General features: G+C 68.7%; 17 protein-coding genes and 1 tRNA gene. 13 read left to right on the forward strand and 5 right to left on the reverse strand.

Going from position 1 to position 17,204, the window contains the following annotated elements:
- The first annotated feature begins 6 nt into the window (after positions 1-6).
- From A5705_RS19805 to A5705_RS19815, 3 genes are all read left to right on the forward strand, one after another.
- Positions 7-1,554 carry a HAMP domain-containing sensor histidine kinase gene (locus A5705_RS19805; protein ID WP_067877710.1) on the forward strand — a complete coding sequence of 516 codons (1,548 nt, stop codon included), beginning with the start codon at positions 7-9 and terminating at the stop codon, positions 1,552-1,554.
- 73 nt (positions 1,555-1,627) lie between these two features.
- A complete protein-coding gene (locus A5705_RS19810) occupies positions 1,628-3,115 on the forward strand; it encodes a S1C family serine protease (protein WP_082956575.1) in 1,488 nt (495 codons plus the stop codon).
- Positions 3,115-3,672, forward strand: a complete 558-nt coding sequence (locus tag A5705_RS19815; protein ID WP_068279447.1) for a molybdenum cofactor biosynthesis protein B — start codon at positions 3,115-3,117, stop codon at positions 3,670-3,672. The genes A5705_RS19810 and A5705_RS19815 overlap by 1 nt, the downstream gene beginning before the upstream one ends.
- Before the next feature lie 7 nt (positions 3,673-3,679).
- Here the strand turns inward: A5705_RS19815 and mscL are convergent, their stop codons facing one another.
- From mscL to A5705_RS19835, 4 genes are all read right to left on the reverse strand, one after another.
- Positions 3,680-4,144, reverse strand: coding sequence for a large-conductance mechanosensitive channel protein MscL (gene mscL / locus A5705_RS19820; protein WP_067877704.1), 465 nt, complete (start codon positions 4,142-4,144; stop codon positions 3,680-3,682).
- Positions 4,145-4,209: 65 nt separating this feature from the next.
- Positions 4,210-4,893: an SAF domain-containing protein gene (locus A5705_RS19825; RefSeq protein ID WP_068279450.1), complete on the reverse strand. Its 684-nt coding sequence runs from the start codon at positions 4,891-4,893 to the stop codon at positions 4,210-4,212.
- Positions 4,894-4,958: 65 nt separating this feature from the next.
- Positions 4,959-5,300, reverse strand: coding sequence for an FmdB family zinc ribbon protein (locus A5705_RS19830; protein WP_068279490.1), 342 nt, complete (start codon positions 5,298-5,300; stop codon positions 4,959-4,961).
- A 75-nt stretch (positions 5,301-5,375) separates the two neighbouring features.
- On the reverse strand, positions 5,376-5,969 hold the full coding sequence (locus A5705_RS19835) for a 5-formyltetrahydrofolate cyclo-ligase (RefSeq protein WP_067877697.1): 594 nt from the start codon (positions 5,967-5,969) through the stop codon (positions 5,376-5,378).
- A gap of 77 nt (positions 5,970-6,046) precedes the next feature.
- On the opposite strand from A5705_RS19835, the gene A5705_RS19840 reads away from it, so the two are divergent.
- From A5705_RS19840 to A5705_RS19885, 10 genes are all read left to right on the forward strand, one after another.
- Positions 6,047-6,958, forward strand: coding sequence for a UTP--glucose-1-phosphate uridylyltransferase (locus A5705_RS19840; RefSeq protein ID WP_067877694.1), 912 nt, complete (start codon positions 6,047-6,049; stop codon positions 6,956-6,958).
- 76 nt (positions 6,959-7,034) lie between these two features.
- The gene (glp, locus tag A5705_RS19845; RefSeq protein WP_068279453.1) at positions 7,035-8,327 is read left to right on the forward strand and encodes a gephyrin-like molybdotransferase Glp; all 1,293 of its coding nucleotides are present in this window, start codon (positions 7,035-7,037) and stop codon (positions 8,325-8,327) included.
- A gap of 21 nt (positions 8,328-8,348) precedes the next feature.
- Positions 8,349-9,002, forward strand: a complete 654-nt coding sequence (locus A5705_RS19850; RefSeq protein WP_067877689.1) for a GNAT family N-acetyltransferase — start codon at positions 8,349-8,351, stop codon at positions 9,000-9,002.
- A gap of 174 nt (positions 9,003-9,176) precedes the next feature.
- Entirely contained in the window at positions 9,177-10,199 is a 1,023-nt protein-coding gene (gene glpR, locus A5705_RS19855; protein WP_067877686.1) for a gephyrin-like molybdotransferase receptor GlpR, read from the forward strand.
- Positions 10,200-10,249: 50 nt separating this feature from the next.
- Positions 10,250-10,325 (forward strand) — tRNA-Ala (locus tag A5705_RS19860).
- An 83-nt stretch (positions 10,326-10,408) separates the two neighbouring features.
- Positions 10,409-10,627, forward strand: a complete 219-nt coding sequence (locus tag A5705_RS19865; RefSeq protein WP_067877682.1) for a hypothetical protein — start codon at positions 10,409-10,411, stop codon at positions 10,625-10,627.
- Between the two features lie 723 nt (positions 10,628-11,350).
- Complete coding sequence (locus A5705_RS19870; protein WP_067877680.1) at positions 11,351-12,472, forward strand: M20/M25/M40 family metallo-hydrolase; 1,122 nt, start codon at positions 11,351-11,353, stop codon at positions 12,470-12,472.
- Positions 12,473-13,200: 728 nt separating this feature from the next.
- Positions 13,201-14,031, forward strand: a complete 831-nt coding sequence (locus tag A5705_RS19875; RefSeq protein ID WP_082956576.1) for a glycosyltransferase family 2 protein — start codon at positions 13,201-13,203, stop codon at positions 14,029-14,031.
- A gap of 26 nt (positions 14,032-14,057) precedes the next feature.
- Positions 14,058-15,164: an aminoglycoside phosphotransferase family protein gene (locus tag A5705_RS19880; RefSeq protein ID WP_068279456.1), complete on the forward strand. Its 1,107-nt coding sequence runs from the start codon at positions 14,058-14,060 to the stop codon at positions 15,162-15,164.
- Between the two features lie 290 nt (positions 15,165-15,454).
- Positions 15,455-15,817 carry a PAS domain S-box protein gene (locus tag A5705_RS19885; protein ID WP_156738340.1) on the forward strand — a complete coding sequence of 121 codons (363 nt, stop codon included), beginning with the start codon at positions 15,455-15,457 and terminating at the stop codon, positions 15,815-15,817.
- A gap of 147 nt (positions 15,818-15,964) precedes the next feature.
- Here the strand turns inward: A5705_RS19885 and A5705_RS19890 are convergent, their stop codons facing one another.
- Positions 15,965-16,687: a TetR/AcrR family transcriptional regulator gene (locus A5705_RS19890; RefSeq protein ID WP_067877670.1), complete on the reverse strand. Its 723-nt coding sequence runs from the start codon at positions 16,685-16,687 to the stop codon at positions 15,965-15,967.
- Positions 16,688-17,204: the final 517 nt, after the last annotated feature.

Genomic DNA, 17,204 nt, shown 5'->3' on the forward strand with positions numbered 1-17,204 from the left:
CCGACGATGATCCGGTCGGAAAGGCACCGGCGCGCGCCGCTGCGAGCCACCAGTTCGCTGTCCCTTCGGTGGCGGGTGATGCTGCTGGCGATGTCGATGGTGGCGATGGTGGTCGTGCTGATGTCCTTCGCCGTCTACGCGGTGATCTCGGCCGCGCTCTACAGCGACATCGACAACCAGTTGCAGAGCCGGGCGCAGCTGTTGATCGCCAGCGGCTCGCTGGCCGCCGACCCCGGCAAGGCCATCGAGGGCACCGCCTATTCGGACGTCAACGCCATGCTGGTGAACCCGGGCCACGCCGTCTACAGCGCCAACCAGCCGGGCCAGACGCTGCCGGTCGGAACCACCGAAAAGGCCGTCATCAGCGGCGATTTGTTCATGTCGCGGCGCACCGCCTCCGATCAACGAATACTGGCCATCCACCTGCCCAACGGCAGCTCGTTGCTGATCTCGAAGAGCCTGAAGCCGACCGAGGCGGTCATGACCCAGCTGCGCTGGGTGCTGCTCATCGTCGGCGGCATCGGAGTCGCGGTCGCCGCGGTGGCCGGCGGGATGGTCACCCGGGCCGGGCTGCGTCCGGTGGCCCGCCTCACCGAAGCCGCCGAGCGCGTGGCGCGCACCGACGACCTGCGGCCCATCCCGGTGTTCGGAAGCGACGAATTGGCCAGGCTCACCGAGGCTTTCAACCTGATGCTGCGGGCGTTGGCCGAGTCGCGGGAGCGGCAGGCCCGGCTGGTCACCGACGCCGGACACGAATTGCGCACCCCGCTGACCTCGCTGCGCACCAACGTCGAACTCCTGATGGCCGCCATGGAGCCCGGGGCGCCGCGGCTGCCCGAACAGGAGATGGTCGGCCTGCGCGCCGACGTGCTGGCGCAGATCGAGGAATTGTCCACTTTGGTAGGCGATTTGGTGGACCTGACCCGCGACGACGCCGGACAGGTCGTGCACGAGACCGTCGACATGTCCGAGGTGATCGATCGCAGCCTGGAGCGAGTGAGGCGGCGGCGCAACGACATTCACTTCGATGTCGACGCGATCGGATGGCAGGTCTACGGTGACGCCGCGGGCCTCTCCCGCGCGGTGCTGAACCTGATGGACAACGCGGCCAAGTGGAGCCCGCCGGGTGCCCACGTCGGCATCACGATGCGACAACTCGACCCGACGCACGCCGAGTTGGTGGTTGCCGACCACGGCCCCGGCATCCCAGCGCACGAGCGCCGCCTGGTGTTCGAGCGCTTCTACCGGTCGACGACGGCGAGGGCGATGCCGGGCTCGGGGCTCGGGCTGGCGATCGTGAAGAAGGTGGTGCTCAACCACGGTGGGCTGCTTCGGGTGGAGGACACCGTGCCCGGAGGTCAGCCGCCCGGTACCTCCATCTACGTGCTGCTGCCCGGCCGTCCGATGCCGGCCCCGCCGGCCGCGGACGACACCGAGGTCCTGCGCGCCGACAGCGAAACCGGCCCCGTTATGCCCGTGGCGAACAGCGGGCAGAACTCTCGGGATTCGGCGAACGTTATCTCAGTGGAATCTCAGTCCGCGCGGGCAAGGTAGGTCTGCAGCTAGTGTTGGACTCGAGCCAAGTCGAGCCCAAAACGCCGGAATATAGGAAGAGCGACGTAGCGACATGACGAATGACCCGAGGTATTCGCCACCGCCGCAGCAGCCGGGATACCGTACCGGGCCTGATCAGCCTGTGCCCCCAGCCTATGCGCAGGGGCGCCAACAGCCGTACAACCAGCAGTTCGACTGGCGTTATCAGCAGCCGGCCCAGCCGTCGCAGCCCACGCCGACGAGCCCGTACCGGCGGCCCTACGAGCCCTACGAGCCTTTCAGTGGCGCCGGGCCGGGCCGGATGCCTGGCGGCGCGGGGACGGGTCCGATGCCCGGCGGCACGGGGGTGGGTCCCATGCCCGGCGGAACCGGGACGGGGCCGATCCACCTGCTGCCGCCGATGCCCCCGGGTCCCGTGCCCCAGAAGCGCTCCCGCGCAGGCCTGTTGGCCGCCGGCGCGCTGGCGATCGCGGTCGTGTCGGCCGGGATCGGCGGCGCCGCGGCAACGGCCGTCGAGCTGGGCACGCACTCCGCGAGCGGCAACGGCCACGGGATCATCCCGGGCGCCGCTCCCAGCGTCCCGGCGGCGAACATGCCGCCGGGCAGCGTCGAACAGGTGGCAGCCAAGGTGGTGCCCAGCGTCGTCATGCTGGAAACCGACCTGGGCCGCCAGTCCGAAGAGGGTTCCGGCATCATCCTGTCGGCCGACGGGCTGATCCTGACCAACAACCACGTCGTCGCGGCCGCGGCCAAGCCCGGCGGGCCCGGTGGGCCCGGCGCTCCCCCCGGTGGCGCGCCGCCGAAAACGACGGTGACCTTCTCCGACGGCCGCACCGCGCCGTTCACGGTCGTCGGTGCCGACCCCACCAGCGACATCGCCGTGATCCGCGTGCAGGGTGTGTCCGGGCTGACCCCCATCACGCTGGGCTCCTCGTCGGATCTGCGGGTCGGCCAGCCGGTGGTGGCGATCGGGTCGCCGCTGGGCCTGTCGGGGACGGTGACCACCGGAATCATCAGCGCGATGAACCGGCCGGTGTCCACCACCGGCGAGTCGGGGAACCAGAACACCGTGCTGGACGCGATCCAGACCGACGCCGCGATCAACCCGGGTAACTCCGGCGGGGCGCTGGTCAACATGAGCGGCCAGCTGGTGGGCGTCAACTCCGCGATCGCCACCCTGGGCGCCGACTCGCCCGACGCGCAGAGCGGCTCGATCGGCCTCGGCTTCGCAATTCCCGTCGACCAGGCCAAGCGCATCGCCGACGAGCTGATCGCGACCGGCAAGGCCACGCACGCCTCGCTCGGCGTGCAGGTGACCAGCGACAAGGGCACCCCGGGCGCCAAGGTCGTCGACGTCGTGCCCAACGGAGCCGCGGCGAGCGCCGGCGTGCCCAAGGGCGTGGTCGTCACCAAGGTCGACGACCGCCCGATCAACAGCGCCGACGCGCTGGTCGCCGCCGTGCGGTCGAAAGCCCCCGGCGACAAGGTGTCGCTGACCTTCCAGGACGCCGGCGGCGGGAGCCGCACCGTGCAGGTCACCCTCGGCAAGGCGGATCAGTGATGCGAGTCGATGAGCCCTCGTCGGCGGGATTGTCCGACCTCGGATATACGGTGGCACCCATGGAAACGGGTGCGGAGTTGGTGGTCGGCCGGGCCCTGGTCGTGGTGGTCGACGATCGCACGGCGCACGGGGACGAGGACCACAGCGGACCGCTGGTCACCGAGCTGCTGACCGAGGCCGGGTTCGTGGTCGACGGCGTGGTGGCGGTCGCGGCCGACGAGGTCGAGATCCGCAACGCGCTGAACACCGCGGTGATCGGCGGGGTGGACCTGGTGGTATCGGTCGGCGGAACCGGCGTCACGCCACGCGACGTCACGCCGGAGGCCACCCGCGAGATCCTGGACCGCGAGATCCTGGGCATCGCCGAGGCCATTCGCGCGTCGGGGCTGTCCGCGGGCATCATCGATGCCGGGTTGTCCCGCGGTCTGGCCGGGGTGTCGGGCAGCACGCTGGTGGTCAACCTCGCCGGCTCCCGCTACGCGGTGCGCGACGGGATGGCGACGCTGAATCCCCTTGCCGCTCAGATCATCGGCCAGCTGTCGAGCCTGGAGATCTAGGCGCGCCTCACTGCGCTTCGGCGTCCGCGCGGGGCCCGTGGGCCGGCGGGGGCGTGGTGGCCGCCGCGCCACCGTGCCGGCCGGACGAGTCCCCGTCGGTGTTTTGGGCCAGCAGGTCACGGATCTCGGTGAGCAGGACAACCTGGGCGTCGTCGGCCTGCTCGACCTCGCCGCGCTTACGCAGGGTGTTGTACGGCAGCACGACGAAGAAATAGACCACCAGCGCGATCAAGAAGAAGTTGATCGCCGCCGACAGCAAGATGTTGAAGTCGATGAACTGGCCGCCGCCGATAGAAATCTTCAGGGCGCCGACATTGGTCTGCTTGTTCGCGCCGACCCGGTTGAGGAGCGGCGTGATGATGGCTTCGGTGAACTTGGTGACCAATGCGGTGAAGGCAGTACCGATGACCACCGCGACGGCCAGGTCGACGATATTGCCCCTTGCGAGAAACTCCTTGAACCCTTTGAGCATGCCGAGGTCCTTTCTGGACTGGACAACGTTTGCTATCGATCACGTGCCCAACAGCGGCCAGGCCCTCAGTGCAGGGTCAGCGTCACCGTCTGACCCAGCGTCGAGCCCGCCACCGTGTTCGCCACGCGAGCCGGCAGCGCAACCAACACTACGCGGTCGCTATCGGCAGCCTGGACCTTCTGTTTGGCGGAAACAAGCACGACGACGGCGTCGGTTGCTACCACTTTGGTCACGGCCGGGCCGCCGGTCGCCGGTGCGTCGTTGCCCGGGCCGGCGAGCACGTCCACCACGTCGCCCACCCGAACGAGGTCGATCAGCCCGCCGTCCGCCAGGTGCAACGGCACGATGCGGGCGCCGGGCCCGGCCTTCGGCCCGATCGCCGCCTCGGCCAGCCGGCTGCCCAGTAACCGGACGTCGGTGAGCACCTCGCCGCGCCGGGTGGGGCCGGCCAGCGTCGAACCGACGACCGCGCCGACGTCGGCCTGAGAACCGTCGGGAAGGCTTGCGACCGAACGCTTTTCGAGCCGGACATCATCGGCGGTCACTGCCGCGCCCGGCTGCAGGTCGCGCGCCGCCACCACCACTTCGGCGTCGTCACCGTGCGGGTCGGACCGCAGGGCCGCAACGCCCGCCAGCGCCACCAGCCCGCCCGCGGCCATCCGGCGGGCCAACACGGTGCGAGACCAGTCGGGGCGAAGCGACGTCGAGATCCGCCTGAACAGGCTGGGGTTCAGCGATGATTCGCCCACGGCGCAACGGTAGGCGCGCCGGGGGGCCGGCGATGCCGGTCAGAAGATTGCTTGTGGATAACCGCTCAGCTGGAGGCGGCGGCGGTGGCCGGGGTGGCGCTGCTGCTGGTCGTCTTCTCGGCCGAGCCGCTCTTGTCGCTTGACCCGCTCTTCTCGGTGGGCGCGCTCTTCTCGCCCGAGCCCGCGTCACCCGACGATCCGTTGGTCGAGCTCTTCGACTTCGCCCCGTCGGCGCGGCTGTCGGTGCGGTAGAAGCCGCTGCCCTTGAACACCACTCCGACGGAGTTGAACAACTTGCGCAGCCGGCCCGAGCACTTCGCGCAGGTCGTCAGCGCGTCGTCGGTGAAGGCCTGCACAGCGTCGAAGCGGTCGCCGCACTCGGTGCACGCGTAGCTGTAAGTCGGCACAAAAACCTCCGAAATCGTCTCGGGCTGCATTAGCACTCTACCGTGTCAAGTGCTAGAACCGCCACGTGATCGCGATCATTCCCGCGTCGGCAGCGCGATCAGGCCCCGGTGGGGCGTCAGCGCGTGCGTCATCGGGACATCGTGCGGCTCGGCGGGCAGCTCGTCGAGGAACTCCGCGTCGCGGACCATCGCGATGAGCCGCGCCGCCGGGTCGCGCCCGCCCAGCGAGCGGTCGTAAAACCCCCGCCCACGGCCCAGCCGCACCCCCCGGCGGTCAACCGCCAGGGCCGGCACCAGCACCACTCCGGCCTGGGCCAGGGCCGTCGCCGGCAGCAGCGGCTCGGGCGGCTCGAACAACCCCCACGGCCCGGGAACGAGGGTGCCCGGCCGGTACTCGCCCCAGCGCAGCGGCAGCGGCGTCTCGTCGGCGGTGGTCCGCGCGACCGGCAGCAGCACCCGTCCGCACCGGCGCAGCAGCATGTCCAGCAGCTCGGGAGAACCCGGCTCGGCGCCCACCGGAACGTACGCGCAAACGGTGATCCCGCTGGTGAGGCCGGCCTCCAGCCGCTCGCCGAGCAGGCGCGCCTCGGCGCCGTGAACGTCGTCGCCCACGCCGCGCCGCGCGGCCAAGAGCTGCCGGCGCAACGCGGCCTTGCTCGCGGTTTGCACGCCCCTAACGATGACAGGCCGGGTTTCGGCGTCGCCAGACGGCGTGGGAGCGCCCAGCGGGGGTTATCGTTTTAACAATGTCACGCGCAGAAATTCCGATCCCCTTTACGGCGATCGTTCCCGCCGCCGGCCTGGGTACCCGGTTCCTGCCCGCGACCAAGACCGTGCCCAAGGAGCTGCTGCCGGTCGTCGACACCCCCGGGATCGAGCTGGTCGCCGAGGAGGCGGCCGCCGCCGGCGCGGAACGCCTGGTGATCGTCACCTCCGAGGGCAAGGACGGGGTCGTCGCGCACTTCGTCGAGGACCTGGTGCTGGAGGGCACGCTCGAGGCGCGGGGCAAGAAGGCGATGCTCGACAAGGTGCGCCGGGCGCCGCAGCTGATCAAGGTCGAGTCCGTCGTGCAGGCCGAACCGCTCGGACTGGGGCATGCCATCAGCTGCGTGGAGCCCACCCTCGCGGCCGACGAGGACGCCGTCATGGTGCTGCTGCCCGACGACCTGGTGTTGCCGACGGGCGTCTTGGAGACGATGGCCAGGGTGCGGGCCGATCACGGCGGCACGGTGTTGTGCGCGATCGAGGTGTCCCCCGAGGAGATCAGCGCGTACGGCGTTTTCGACGTCGAACCGGTCCCCGGCGATGACAACCCCGACGTGCTGCGGGTCAAGGGGATGGTGGAAAAGCCCAGGGCCGAGGATGCCCCGTCGATGTACGCCGCCGCGGGCCGCTACGTGCTCGATCGCGCCATCTTCGACGCGCTGCGCCGCATCGAACGCGGGGCCGGCGGCGAAATGCAGCTCACCGACGGCATTGCGCTGCTGATCAAAGAGGGCCACCCGGTGCATGTCGTCGTGCATCGCGGATCTCGACACGACTTGGGAAATCCCGGCGGCTACCTCAAGGCTGCGGTTGACTTTGCATTGGATCGTGACGACTATGGCCCGGATTTGCGGCGATGGTTGGTGGCGCGATTGGGCCTGACCGAGAACTAGCCGGGCGATACGTCGGTCCGCCAGCACTCAGAGGGCTTGTGCCCGTCAGGGCATTTGAGGGCAGAAAGGCGCGCTTGTGCGTTCTGTGGAGGAGCAGCAGGCCCGGATAACGGCGGCCGCGGTGGCCCCGCGGCCGATACGGGTGGCCATCGCCGAGGCGCAGGGCTTGATGTGCGCCGAGGAAGTGGTGACCGAGCGACCCATGCCCGGCTTCGATCAGGCCGCGATCGACGGCTATGCCGTGCGCAGCGTCGACGTGCTGGGCGTCGGCGAGGTGGGCGCCGAAAGCCTCGGCGAGCCGCCCGGCGATCCCGCAGCAGACGAAGACACGCGCGACGGCCTCGTCCTGCCCGTGATGGGGACCATCGAGGCCGGCTCCCGCACGCCCAGCAGGCTGCAGCCGCGGCAGGCGGTCCGGGTGCAGACCGGGGCGCCCCTGCCCACCCTGGCCGACGCCGTCCTGCCGGTGCGCTGGACCGACGGCGGGACATCGCAGGTCCGGATTTTCCGCGGGGCGCCGTCGGGCGCCTACGTGCGCCGCGCCGGCGACGACGTGCAGCCCGGCGACGTCGCCGTGCGCGCCGGGACGATCATCGGCGCGGCGCAGGTGGGGCTGCTGGCGGCGGTCGGCCGCGAACGGGTGCTGGTGCATCCGAGGCCGCGGCTGTCGGTGATGGCCGTGGGCGGCGAGCTGGTCGACATCTCGCGCACCCCGGGCAACGGGCAGGTCTACGACGTCAACTCCTATGCGTTGGCGGCGGCGGGCCGCGACGCCGGCGCGGAGGTCAACCGCATCGGCATCGTCAGCAACGACCCGAAGGAGCTGCGGGAGGTCGTCGAGGGCCAGATCAACCGCGCCGAGGTCGTCGTCATCGCCGGCGCGGTCGGGGGCGCGGCCGCCGAGGCGGTGCGGTCGGTGCTCTCCGAGCTGGGCGAGATGGAGGTCGTCCGGGTCGGCATGCACCCGGGATCCGTCCAGGGCTTCGGGCAGCTCGGGCGCGAGGGCGTTCCGACGTTTCTGCTGCCCGCCAACCCGGTCAGCGCGCTGGTGGTGTTCGAGGTGATGGTCCGGCCGCTGATCCGGCTGTCGCTGGGCAAGCGCCAGCCGATGCGCCGGATCGTGCAGGCCCGCGCCCTGTCGCCGATCACGTCGGTCGCCGGGCGCAAGGGGTACCTGCGCGGCCAGTTGATGCGCGACCAGGACAGCGGTGAATACCTGGTGCAGGCGCTGGGCGGGGCGCCGGGCGCGTCGTCGCACCTGCTGGCCACGCTCGCCGAGGCGAACTGCCTCGTGGTGGTGCCCAGCGGCGCCGAGCAGATCCGCACCGGCGAGATCGTCGACGTCGCCTTCCTGGCCCAGCGCGGCTAGGCGAAGCGACTGCACCCGCTCGTGAACCTGCTGCGCACCAATTCCCGTCATCCCGGTTGGCCGCTGGACGTGGGTCCGCTGCGGGTACCGGCGGGGGTCGTGCGGCTGCGGGCGGTGCGGATGCGCGATGGCGCGCAATGGAGCCGGATCCGGCTGGCCGACCGCGCCCATCTCGAGCCGTGGGAACCCAGCACCGACAGTGACTGGACGATCCGGCACACGGTCGCCGCGTGGCCGGCGTTGTGTTCGGGCCTGCGCGCGGAGGCCCGCAAGGGACGCATGCTGCCCTACGTCATCGAGCTCGACGGGCGGTTCTGCGGCCAGCTGACCATCGGCAACGTCACGCACGGGGCGCTGCGGTCGGCGTGGATCGGCTACTGGGTGCCCAGGTCGGCCACGGGCGGCGGGGTGGCGACGGCGGCGCTGGCGCTCGGTCTCGATCACTGCTTCGGCCCGGTCATGTTGCATCGCGTGGAGGCCACCGTGCGCCCGGAGAACGCCGCGAGCCGCGCCGTGCTGGCAAAAGTCGGGTTCCGCGAAGAGGGCCTGCTGCGCCGCTACCTCGAGGTCGACCGGGCGTGGCGCGATCACCTGCTGATGGCGATCACGGTCGAGGAGGTTCAGGGATCGGTGGCGTCGACCCTGGTCCGCGCGGGTCACGCGAGCTGGGCCTGACCGCCCCGCCGGAGGCGTCACGTTGCCGCTTGCTGTGGCTAGCGCGACACGAGTGACGTTTGGTGCTTGTGAGCGGCAAATTACAGGTGTGTAATTGTGCTGGTCACCCTGCCCCGGCCGCACCGGCCACCGATGAGCCTCGCGGAGGGCAGGACCAGTTAGGAGCTAGTCATCATGCCAAGCATCCCGCAGTCGCTGTTGTGGATCTCGCTCGTGGTGCTGTGGCTGTTCGTGCTGGTGCCCATGCTCGTCAGCAAACGCGACGCCGTGCGGCGCACCAGCGACGTGGCGCTGGCGACCCGGGTGCTCAACGGCGCCGGTTCCCGGCTGCTCAAGCGGGGTGGGCCCGCGGCGGGCCACCGCAGCGACCCGCACTGGCAGCCCGAGGACGACGCGGCCGAGGTGGACCGGGACGACGCCGAGGACCCCGAGGAGGAAGGCGACACCACCGATCTGCGTCCGGCGCGACCCGTCGTGGTGAAGGTCGCGGCCGATGAGCCGGCCGAGCCCGACTACCTGGACGTCGACGTCGTCGAGGATGCCGGCGCGCTCCCGGCCGGGACCGGGGCCGAAAACGCCGAGCCGGCCGACGCGGACGAGGCCGCCGACGAGACCGAGCCCCAGCCCGTCGCCGCGCACGCCGGAACCGGCGACGAAGGTGACGAGTACGAATACGTCGAGGACTCTTCGGGTTTGGAGCCCGAGGCGGACCGCGAGGAGGACGACGATCCGCGGGCGTTCGTCGCGCCGGGCGCCTCCCGGCGTCGCCGGTTCGACCCGAAGGCCGCCGCCGCGGTCAGCGCTCGCAAGTACGCGTTTCGCAAGCGGGTGCTGATGGCGATGGCGGTCTTTTTGGTCGGCTCGGCCACGGCCGCATTCGAGGTATCGCCGACGGCGTGGTGGGTGTGCGGCAGCGCGACGGCGGTGACCGTGCTGTATCTGGCCTATCTGCGCAGGCAGACCCGGATCGAGGAGAAGATTCGTCGCCGCCGGATGCAGCGGATGGCACGCGCGCGCCTCGGCGTGGAGAACGCCTACGACCGCGAATACGACGTGGTGCCCTCCCGCCTGCGGCGCCCCGGCGCGGTGGTGCTCGAGATCGACGACGAGGACCCGATCTTCGAGCATCTGGACTACGCGACGCCGATGCGGAACTTCGGATGGCCCAGGGACCTGCCCCGCGCGGTCGGCGAGTAGCGCCGGCAGTTCGGCGGTTCGCCCGGGGGCTGGTAGCCTGCTAGCGATCAGGGGCTATGGCGCAGTTGGTAGCGCGACTCGTTCGCATCGAGTAGGTCAGGGGTTCGAATCCCCTTAGCTCCACCAAGATTGACCGGTGGTTTTGTCATTCAACGGGCGTCACGCGGCGGGTCCGGTCCGCAGCGGGTGCGCAGGGAGGGTTGAAGAGGATGGCTGTTGATCCGGACAGGATTCGCGAATGGCGTGAAACTGCCCAAAAGTATGGCGACCTGACCGTCGGTCTCGTCCAGGCGTTGCCGGAGGAACCGACTGAGCGCGATTACTCGAGGGTCGCGATGGTCGCGTCGATATCTTCGATGTACTACGCGACGGCGCTGGATGCCGATCACTTCGTTGACGCGCCGACCGACGGTGGAGCAAAAGCCTAGATCCGCCGGTTCAGGTCGTTGCCGCACGACTTCCGATCGGGCAGTCGCCGACCGAATCGCCACGGTTAAGTCGGCTGCCACGCTGTCCACGTCTTCATCGAACGGGTCGGCGTAGACGCGTCTGACGTCTTCGACGCCTCGGCGTGGCCCGGCATCCGCTGGACCGCGTCAACGTGCACCTGGGTGCTGGCCGTCGGGCTGGCCGCTGTTTGCCAAAGATCATGCGGTCTTGGGAGTTTGGCTGCACGCGCAGGTGCAACACCCGCTCAGCTCCACCAAAATATGGAGCCAGGTGTCGTCGTATTGTGCGGTGCCCAATTCCGCCTCAACGATCAGTTCCGCCCCCTCGCGTCCGCGCTCATCGCCGCCGGCGTTGTTCGAGCCACACACCGAACCACAAGAAGGCCGGCGGCGCGAGAATCGCCCACACCATCAGCATGATGACGACGATGTTGTGTGCTGTCACGGTTTCTCCGGCTGGCCGCCGCACGCAGGCGCGAGCTCTAGGTCGTTCACCGTGCTCCCCAATGCGTGGTCGCGGAGTCCCCGGGGCATCGCCAGTCTCCGCTGGCCCCGGCGTTTGCGCAACCAGTCGTTTGCAGGCGAGTCCGCTCGAACGGACCGACCGGTTGCAAGAGTCCCAGATACGGGTACTGATCCAGTCATTACCCATGAGGCCGAACTTGAGATCACGCGCGCCCGCCGCCGTGAGGAAAGGACTCGATGGCGCTCCGCGACACCGACGCGACCGACGCGCTGCTGAGAGAACTCCTGTGGACGTACGGCCCGTGCGGCCAGGAGAACGAGGTGCGCGCGGTGTGCGCGCGCGAGCTGCAACCCGTCGTCGACGACATGTGGACCGACGACGCCGGCAACCTGGTGGGCTACATCGGGGCGAACGGTCCGCCCGAGGACTCCGCCCACCGCCACCGATCGACCGCCGGGCCCGGCGACGCGACGCGGGTGATGGCGCACATGGACGAACTGTCCATGCTCGTCAAGCGGATCGAGCCCGACGGCTCGCTGCACCTGACGCAACTGGGGACGATGTACCCCGGGAACTTCGGGCTCGGGCCCGTCGCCGTGCTCGGCGATCACGAGACTTTCACCGCGGTGCTCACATTGGGCTCCGAGCACACCACGAAGGAGAGTCCGCGGATCTGGCAGACCAAACCGGATCAGGGCGACCAGGCTCTGGATTGGCACCACGTCTACGTCTTCACCGGCCGCACGGGCGACGAGCTCGCCACCGCGGGCGTGCACCCGGGCACGCGGGTGTGCGTCGAGCGCAGCAAGAGGTCACTGGTCGAGATCGGTGATTACGTCGGCTGTTACTTCCTGGACGACCGCGCCGCGGTGACCGCGCTCCTGAAAGCCGCGTGCCTGTTACGCGAGTGCGGACAACGGCCCGCCCACGACGTCTACGCCGTCTTCACCACCAACGAGGAGATCGGCGGGGTGGGCGGGTCTTACGCCAGCGCCACCCTGCCCGGCACCCTTACCCTCGCCCTCGAGGTAGGCCCCACCGAACGGGAGTACGGGACCACCGTCACCGGCGGTCCCATCGTCGGCTACAGCGACGCCATGTGCGCCTACGACAAGGACGTCGCGGACCGGCTGATGCAGATCGCCGACGACCACGGGTTTGAGCCGCAGGCGGCGGTCTTGGGCGCGTTCATGTCCGACGCCTCACATTCCAAGGCGAATGGGCTGACACCGCGGGCGGGCCTGCTGTGCCTGCCCACGCTGAGCACGCACGGCTATGAGGTCATGGCGCGGCGCGCCATCGATTCCGTCGCCGCGGTCGTCGTCGACTTCGTGGTCCAACCCGACGGCCAATCTTGACTCTGCAGTCACGGGACTCGTTTGCTCGCAACGGATTCGACGCCGTTTCGCCTAATTCCCCAGGTGGAGTTAGGAATTCCGACGTGAGCTCGAATCGGTGCACAGTCGCCGAGAAGCCCTTGGCGGCAACGGATTACCCGCGTGCGACGGTTCTACGTGGATGGACGAGCGCCAAGTTTCACCTCCGAAAAGGTGCCCTCGGCATCCGTTCGGCGGGGATTGCTCCCTCGCCACTCACCTGTCCCGTCCGGCTTGGTTACCCCGCGCACCCATCACGGATACGCCCTCCGGCTCGGCCTGCCCGGCACGCGTGCCGGGGGCAGCCGGGTGGCGAAGCGGCCGGCATGGCGCCCGAACCGACACGCGAAGCGTCGTGGCGGGAGCGTCGGTGTCGCGCCGGACTGGAGGACCGGTGCTGACGGCCGACCCTCCGCTTGGGAACAGCCACCGCCTTGACGCGCTGTGCCGGTCACCGTGGGCTATGTCAACCAGTAGTTGACGCGCCGGAGGGTGGCGCCCGGCCGCCGACGGCTAGGCCTGCGGTCTCCTAATCAGCTGTGACGCGGGTTTGGGGCATGCTTCCAACGACATGGAATACCAATAGTTGCTGAATCCGTTGCAAGTCAGCCAGATAGTATGTAAGCTTCCCGCCAAGTGGATAGTCGGTATACACCTCAGGCGTGCTCCGGGGCGGGGCAATGCCTCCCCTACAGATTGGCAGTCGCGACATGACCAGCGTTTCCTCCTTAGAGTCGGTCCAGCATTCGCTCACTCGGCATCCCCGACCTCGCCCGAAAAGCGTCGTCCAGGATCCGACGGTCAGCCTGGTTATTCCTGTGCGGAACGAGGCGCGCAACATCGGCTGGGTGCTCGAGCAGATCACCGATGAGGCGACCGAAATCATCCTGGTTGACGGTGATTCGACCGACGTCACGATCGTCACCGCGCGTCGCTCCCGGCCCGACGTCCGGGTAGTGCCGCAACAGGGCAAAGGCAAAGGCAGCGCGTTGCGAACCGGCTTTCTGGCCGCCACCGGGGACATCGTCATCATGATGGATGCGGACGGCAGCATGTCGCCCAGCGAGATCCCCCACTACGTGCATTTCCTTGCCAACGGCTACGACTTCGTCAAAGGATCGCGATTCATCAGCGGCGGATCGTCTTTGGACATCACCTGGTTCCGGCAACTCGGCAACAGGTTCCTGCTCGCGGTGTTCAACTGGCTTTACCACGGGCACCTCACCGACCTCTGCTACGGATTCTGCGCGTTCGACCGTCGCTATCTTGACCACCTCCAGCTGTCAGCGACCGGCTTCGAAATCGAGGCCGAGATGACGGTGCGTGCGATGCAGGCAGGGCTGCGCATTGCCGAGGTTCCCAGCGTCGAGCTGCCCCGCCGCACGGGGGCGTCGAACCTGCATGCGATCCGCGACGGCATCCGCGTGCTGCGAACCGTACTGCGCCATCACCGCTCGGGCGTCTCCGGGCACCTGTACCAGGCGGTGCGGCAGGCGGCGGGGCGACCGGGAGTGGAAGCGTCAGCCGCAGTGACGGCATGACAAGCGCTGCTCGGTCATCCAACCGGATGATCGACGGCAACGATCTCCCGATCGGTCTGATCGACGTCGCACTGAGCATGCCGCCCGTCGAACTCGTCGGGGACACGGCCGTGGTGCTGCTGAGTCGCGAGCAGGGACCGCCAGCCGCGGTTTTGAAGGTGGGCCGCGGCCCGCTGCGAGCCGCGGAACTGCGCACGCAGCGCCGCGTGCTCGCCGAACTTGCCATCCACCAAGGGCTCGATGGGGGATGGCGCGAGCTGCTGCCGCGGATCCTGGCATTCGACGAGCGCGCCGATGCGACGGTGTGCGTGGAGTCCTATCGGCCGGGATCAGACCTGGCGGAGGTGCTGACGCGCTACCCGAACCGGGTCGAGGAGCTGACCACAGCGGCCCTGAGGGCCATCGCTCCGCTGCATCGGGGGACTGCCACTTTCGTCGCCATCGACAACATCTGCATGCTGAGGCGATGGCTGGTGCAGCCCCTTGCGGAGCTGACGGCCATGTGCCGGCGGCTAGATCCCCGTCGGGTTTCCGAGGTGGACCGGCTTGGAACGATGCTGCGCTCGGTGCTCGTCGACTGGCGCGTGCCGGTGAGCTGGACGCACGGCGACTACACCCCCGGCAACGTTCGGCTGGACGGCGTGCCGACCGCGGTCACCGGCATCGTGGACTGGGATGGGGCGCGTCCCGGCCAGCCGGCGCTGATCGACGAGTACCTGATGCTTCTGACGGCGAGCTGCCAGGTCGAGCGGGCCGATCTGGGCACGATCGTCTCCGACCGGCTGCGGGCAGGCGGTCTCTCGGACCGCGAGCGTCGTGCGTTGTTCGCCGCGCGCTGCCACCCCGACGTGGGTATCGGTGACCGCGAGCCGGTCGACAATCGCATCGGCGAGCGTGTCGCAATCCTGCTGACCTGGCTGCACCGTATTGCCGATCTGTGGCGCAAATGTGCCACGCAGCCAAACCAGCACGAATGGTGGGCAACCAACGTGGCTCCAGTGCTTGACACCGTCGCCAGCTGGCACGATTCCCAGGTTTCACGCGCGCGGAACGGGCGCACCACCACAGCGCAGGGGAAACCGGCGGCCACGCCGCGGCCGGCTCGGGATTCCGCCCGACCGCCGGGAAACTAGGCCGGTGGTGCAACCGTGGGAGACAAGCGACGACTTCTCGCAAGAACACGGCGCCGACCGTCTTCGACGGACCGGCCCGGGGGCGTTTCGAAAACCCCTTACAGACGGGCCGCTCCCGTAGGGATTTTGCTTTTTTGATGCATTGACCTTGTCTCGTTGATACTGTGCCATCCATGTCGGACGCGCAGTTGGCTGGCGAGAACTCAGCCGGCAACCCCCGCCACGCCGCGGTCATGGCCGGCGATCGGCGAGTGGAGCGGCGGCGAAATTCGGGGTCCAACGACTCACCCATGGACGTGTTGGGCCGGTTGCCCGCGGTGGTGGTGTTGGAGCGGCTGCCGGTTCCTGCGCTGGCGATGGCGCGCGACGGGGTCATCTTGTTTGCCAATACGGCGTTCGCCGAGATGGTGGGATACGAGCAGGACAGGTTGGCGGGATCGGCGTTTCCGGAAATCTTCCTGACCGTGCCGACCGACGTCGCGGCGCTTTCCGGTGTCGATGCGATTGCGAACCTCGTGGTGGAGCTTCGGCATTGTGAGGGTTGGACGGTGCGGGCCCGGATGAGCAAGTCGGCGCTGCTGCGGCGTGACGATCCGGTTGTGCTGGTGACGTTCGACAATTTGACGGAGCGGCTCTGGGTTGACCACCACTAGTACGGTTGGTGGCTCTCGCGGGCAAGAAATTCCGGAAATCGGCTATTGATCTGTCGGTGGTGATTGCTGTCGGCGCTGCGGTTCGGCGCCTTGCACAGCGGTCGTGGCCGATCGTGTGGCTGTCGCGGGTGAGGCCCGGCAGTTGGCCTACGCGTCGGTGGGAGTCGCGGCGGAGGCGCCGGCAGTGGCGTGCATATCAACCGGGACTGCCTCAGCGAACACTTTTTTCACCGTCAGCGCATGGCGGCGGCGGATGAATTGGGTGAAGTAGTCGATCCGATCGGGATGAATGAAGCTGGGTAGCGCCAATGTCCAGACCTTTTGGAGATTGTCGAGGTAGTTCTCGGGTTGGTCCGGATTGCTGGTTCGCCGGACGCCCACCCACAGCGCCACCAGCATCTGGGCGATGTCGTCGGGGTCGTGGCGGTCGATCACGTCGCCCTCGGCGACCGCTCTCTCGATGAGGGTGGTGACGAAGTCCATCCTCGATCGCCACATCGCGGGGGGCAGCGGCGTTGTGTTGTCCAGGGTCTCGAGCAGTCGCACGCCGGCTCGCGCCACGTCCTGTTGGGTGTCTTGAACCGCAAGGCGGAAGACAAGGTCGATCAGTGTTTCGAGTCCCGACATCTCGCGGGCAAGCAACTCGCTGATCGTCGCCTGGCTCATTTCGGTGAGGTCGTCGATGATCGCCAGGGCCAGCGCCTGCTTGGAGGCGAAGTGAAAGTACATGGCCCCTTTGGTCAGGTCGGCCTCGGCCAGGATGTCCTCGAGGCTGACCATGCTGTAGGGGCGGCGGGCGAACTGGCGAGCCGCGGCGGCGATGAGCCGATGGCGTGTGGTGTCGGCCCGTCGTTCGGTGTCCTCGGTCATCGCCCGCCTGTCTTGTCCCGGTTGCCGCGCGGCGAGCCTTCACGCCAGGCAAGCTCACCGCCACGCCAATCCCTCCGATGATAGGGGGTGGCGGCCCGCCGGGTGTGCAGGTCCGTCTGATGACGCGCTGTGTCGGTCGCACCCTATCGTTCGTTCCGTCGAGCTGACATCCTTCGTTCACGTGCGCGCTATCGCTTTACCATTGGACTGCGAACCGGTTAAATGTGTGCACACTAAGTATGTATTCGCCCCGGGTAGTGCATCATCGGTTTGTCCGCGAGTTCCCGTCCGGTGCTGCGAGACCTAACCGCCTCCGCATCTGTTTGCTTCTAGGAGGAGCACATGTCGGTCGTCACTACACAACTGGAGATGGTGAAGCCTGTGGCGCGGACGGCCGATGGGCCGTCGCCTGCAGGGGGCTTTCCCGACGGGGTGCGCGTTGGCGCTGGTGGGTGCGGGCGGGTTGAGCGGCGGCGCAATGGGTCGCCGGGGGATTCACCGATGGACGTGTTGGGCC

This window comes from Mycobacterium sp. E787 (genome assembly GCF_001668725.1).
GTDB lineage: Bacteria > Actinomycetota > Actinomycetes > Mycobacteriales > Mycobacteriaceae > Mycobacterium.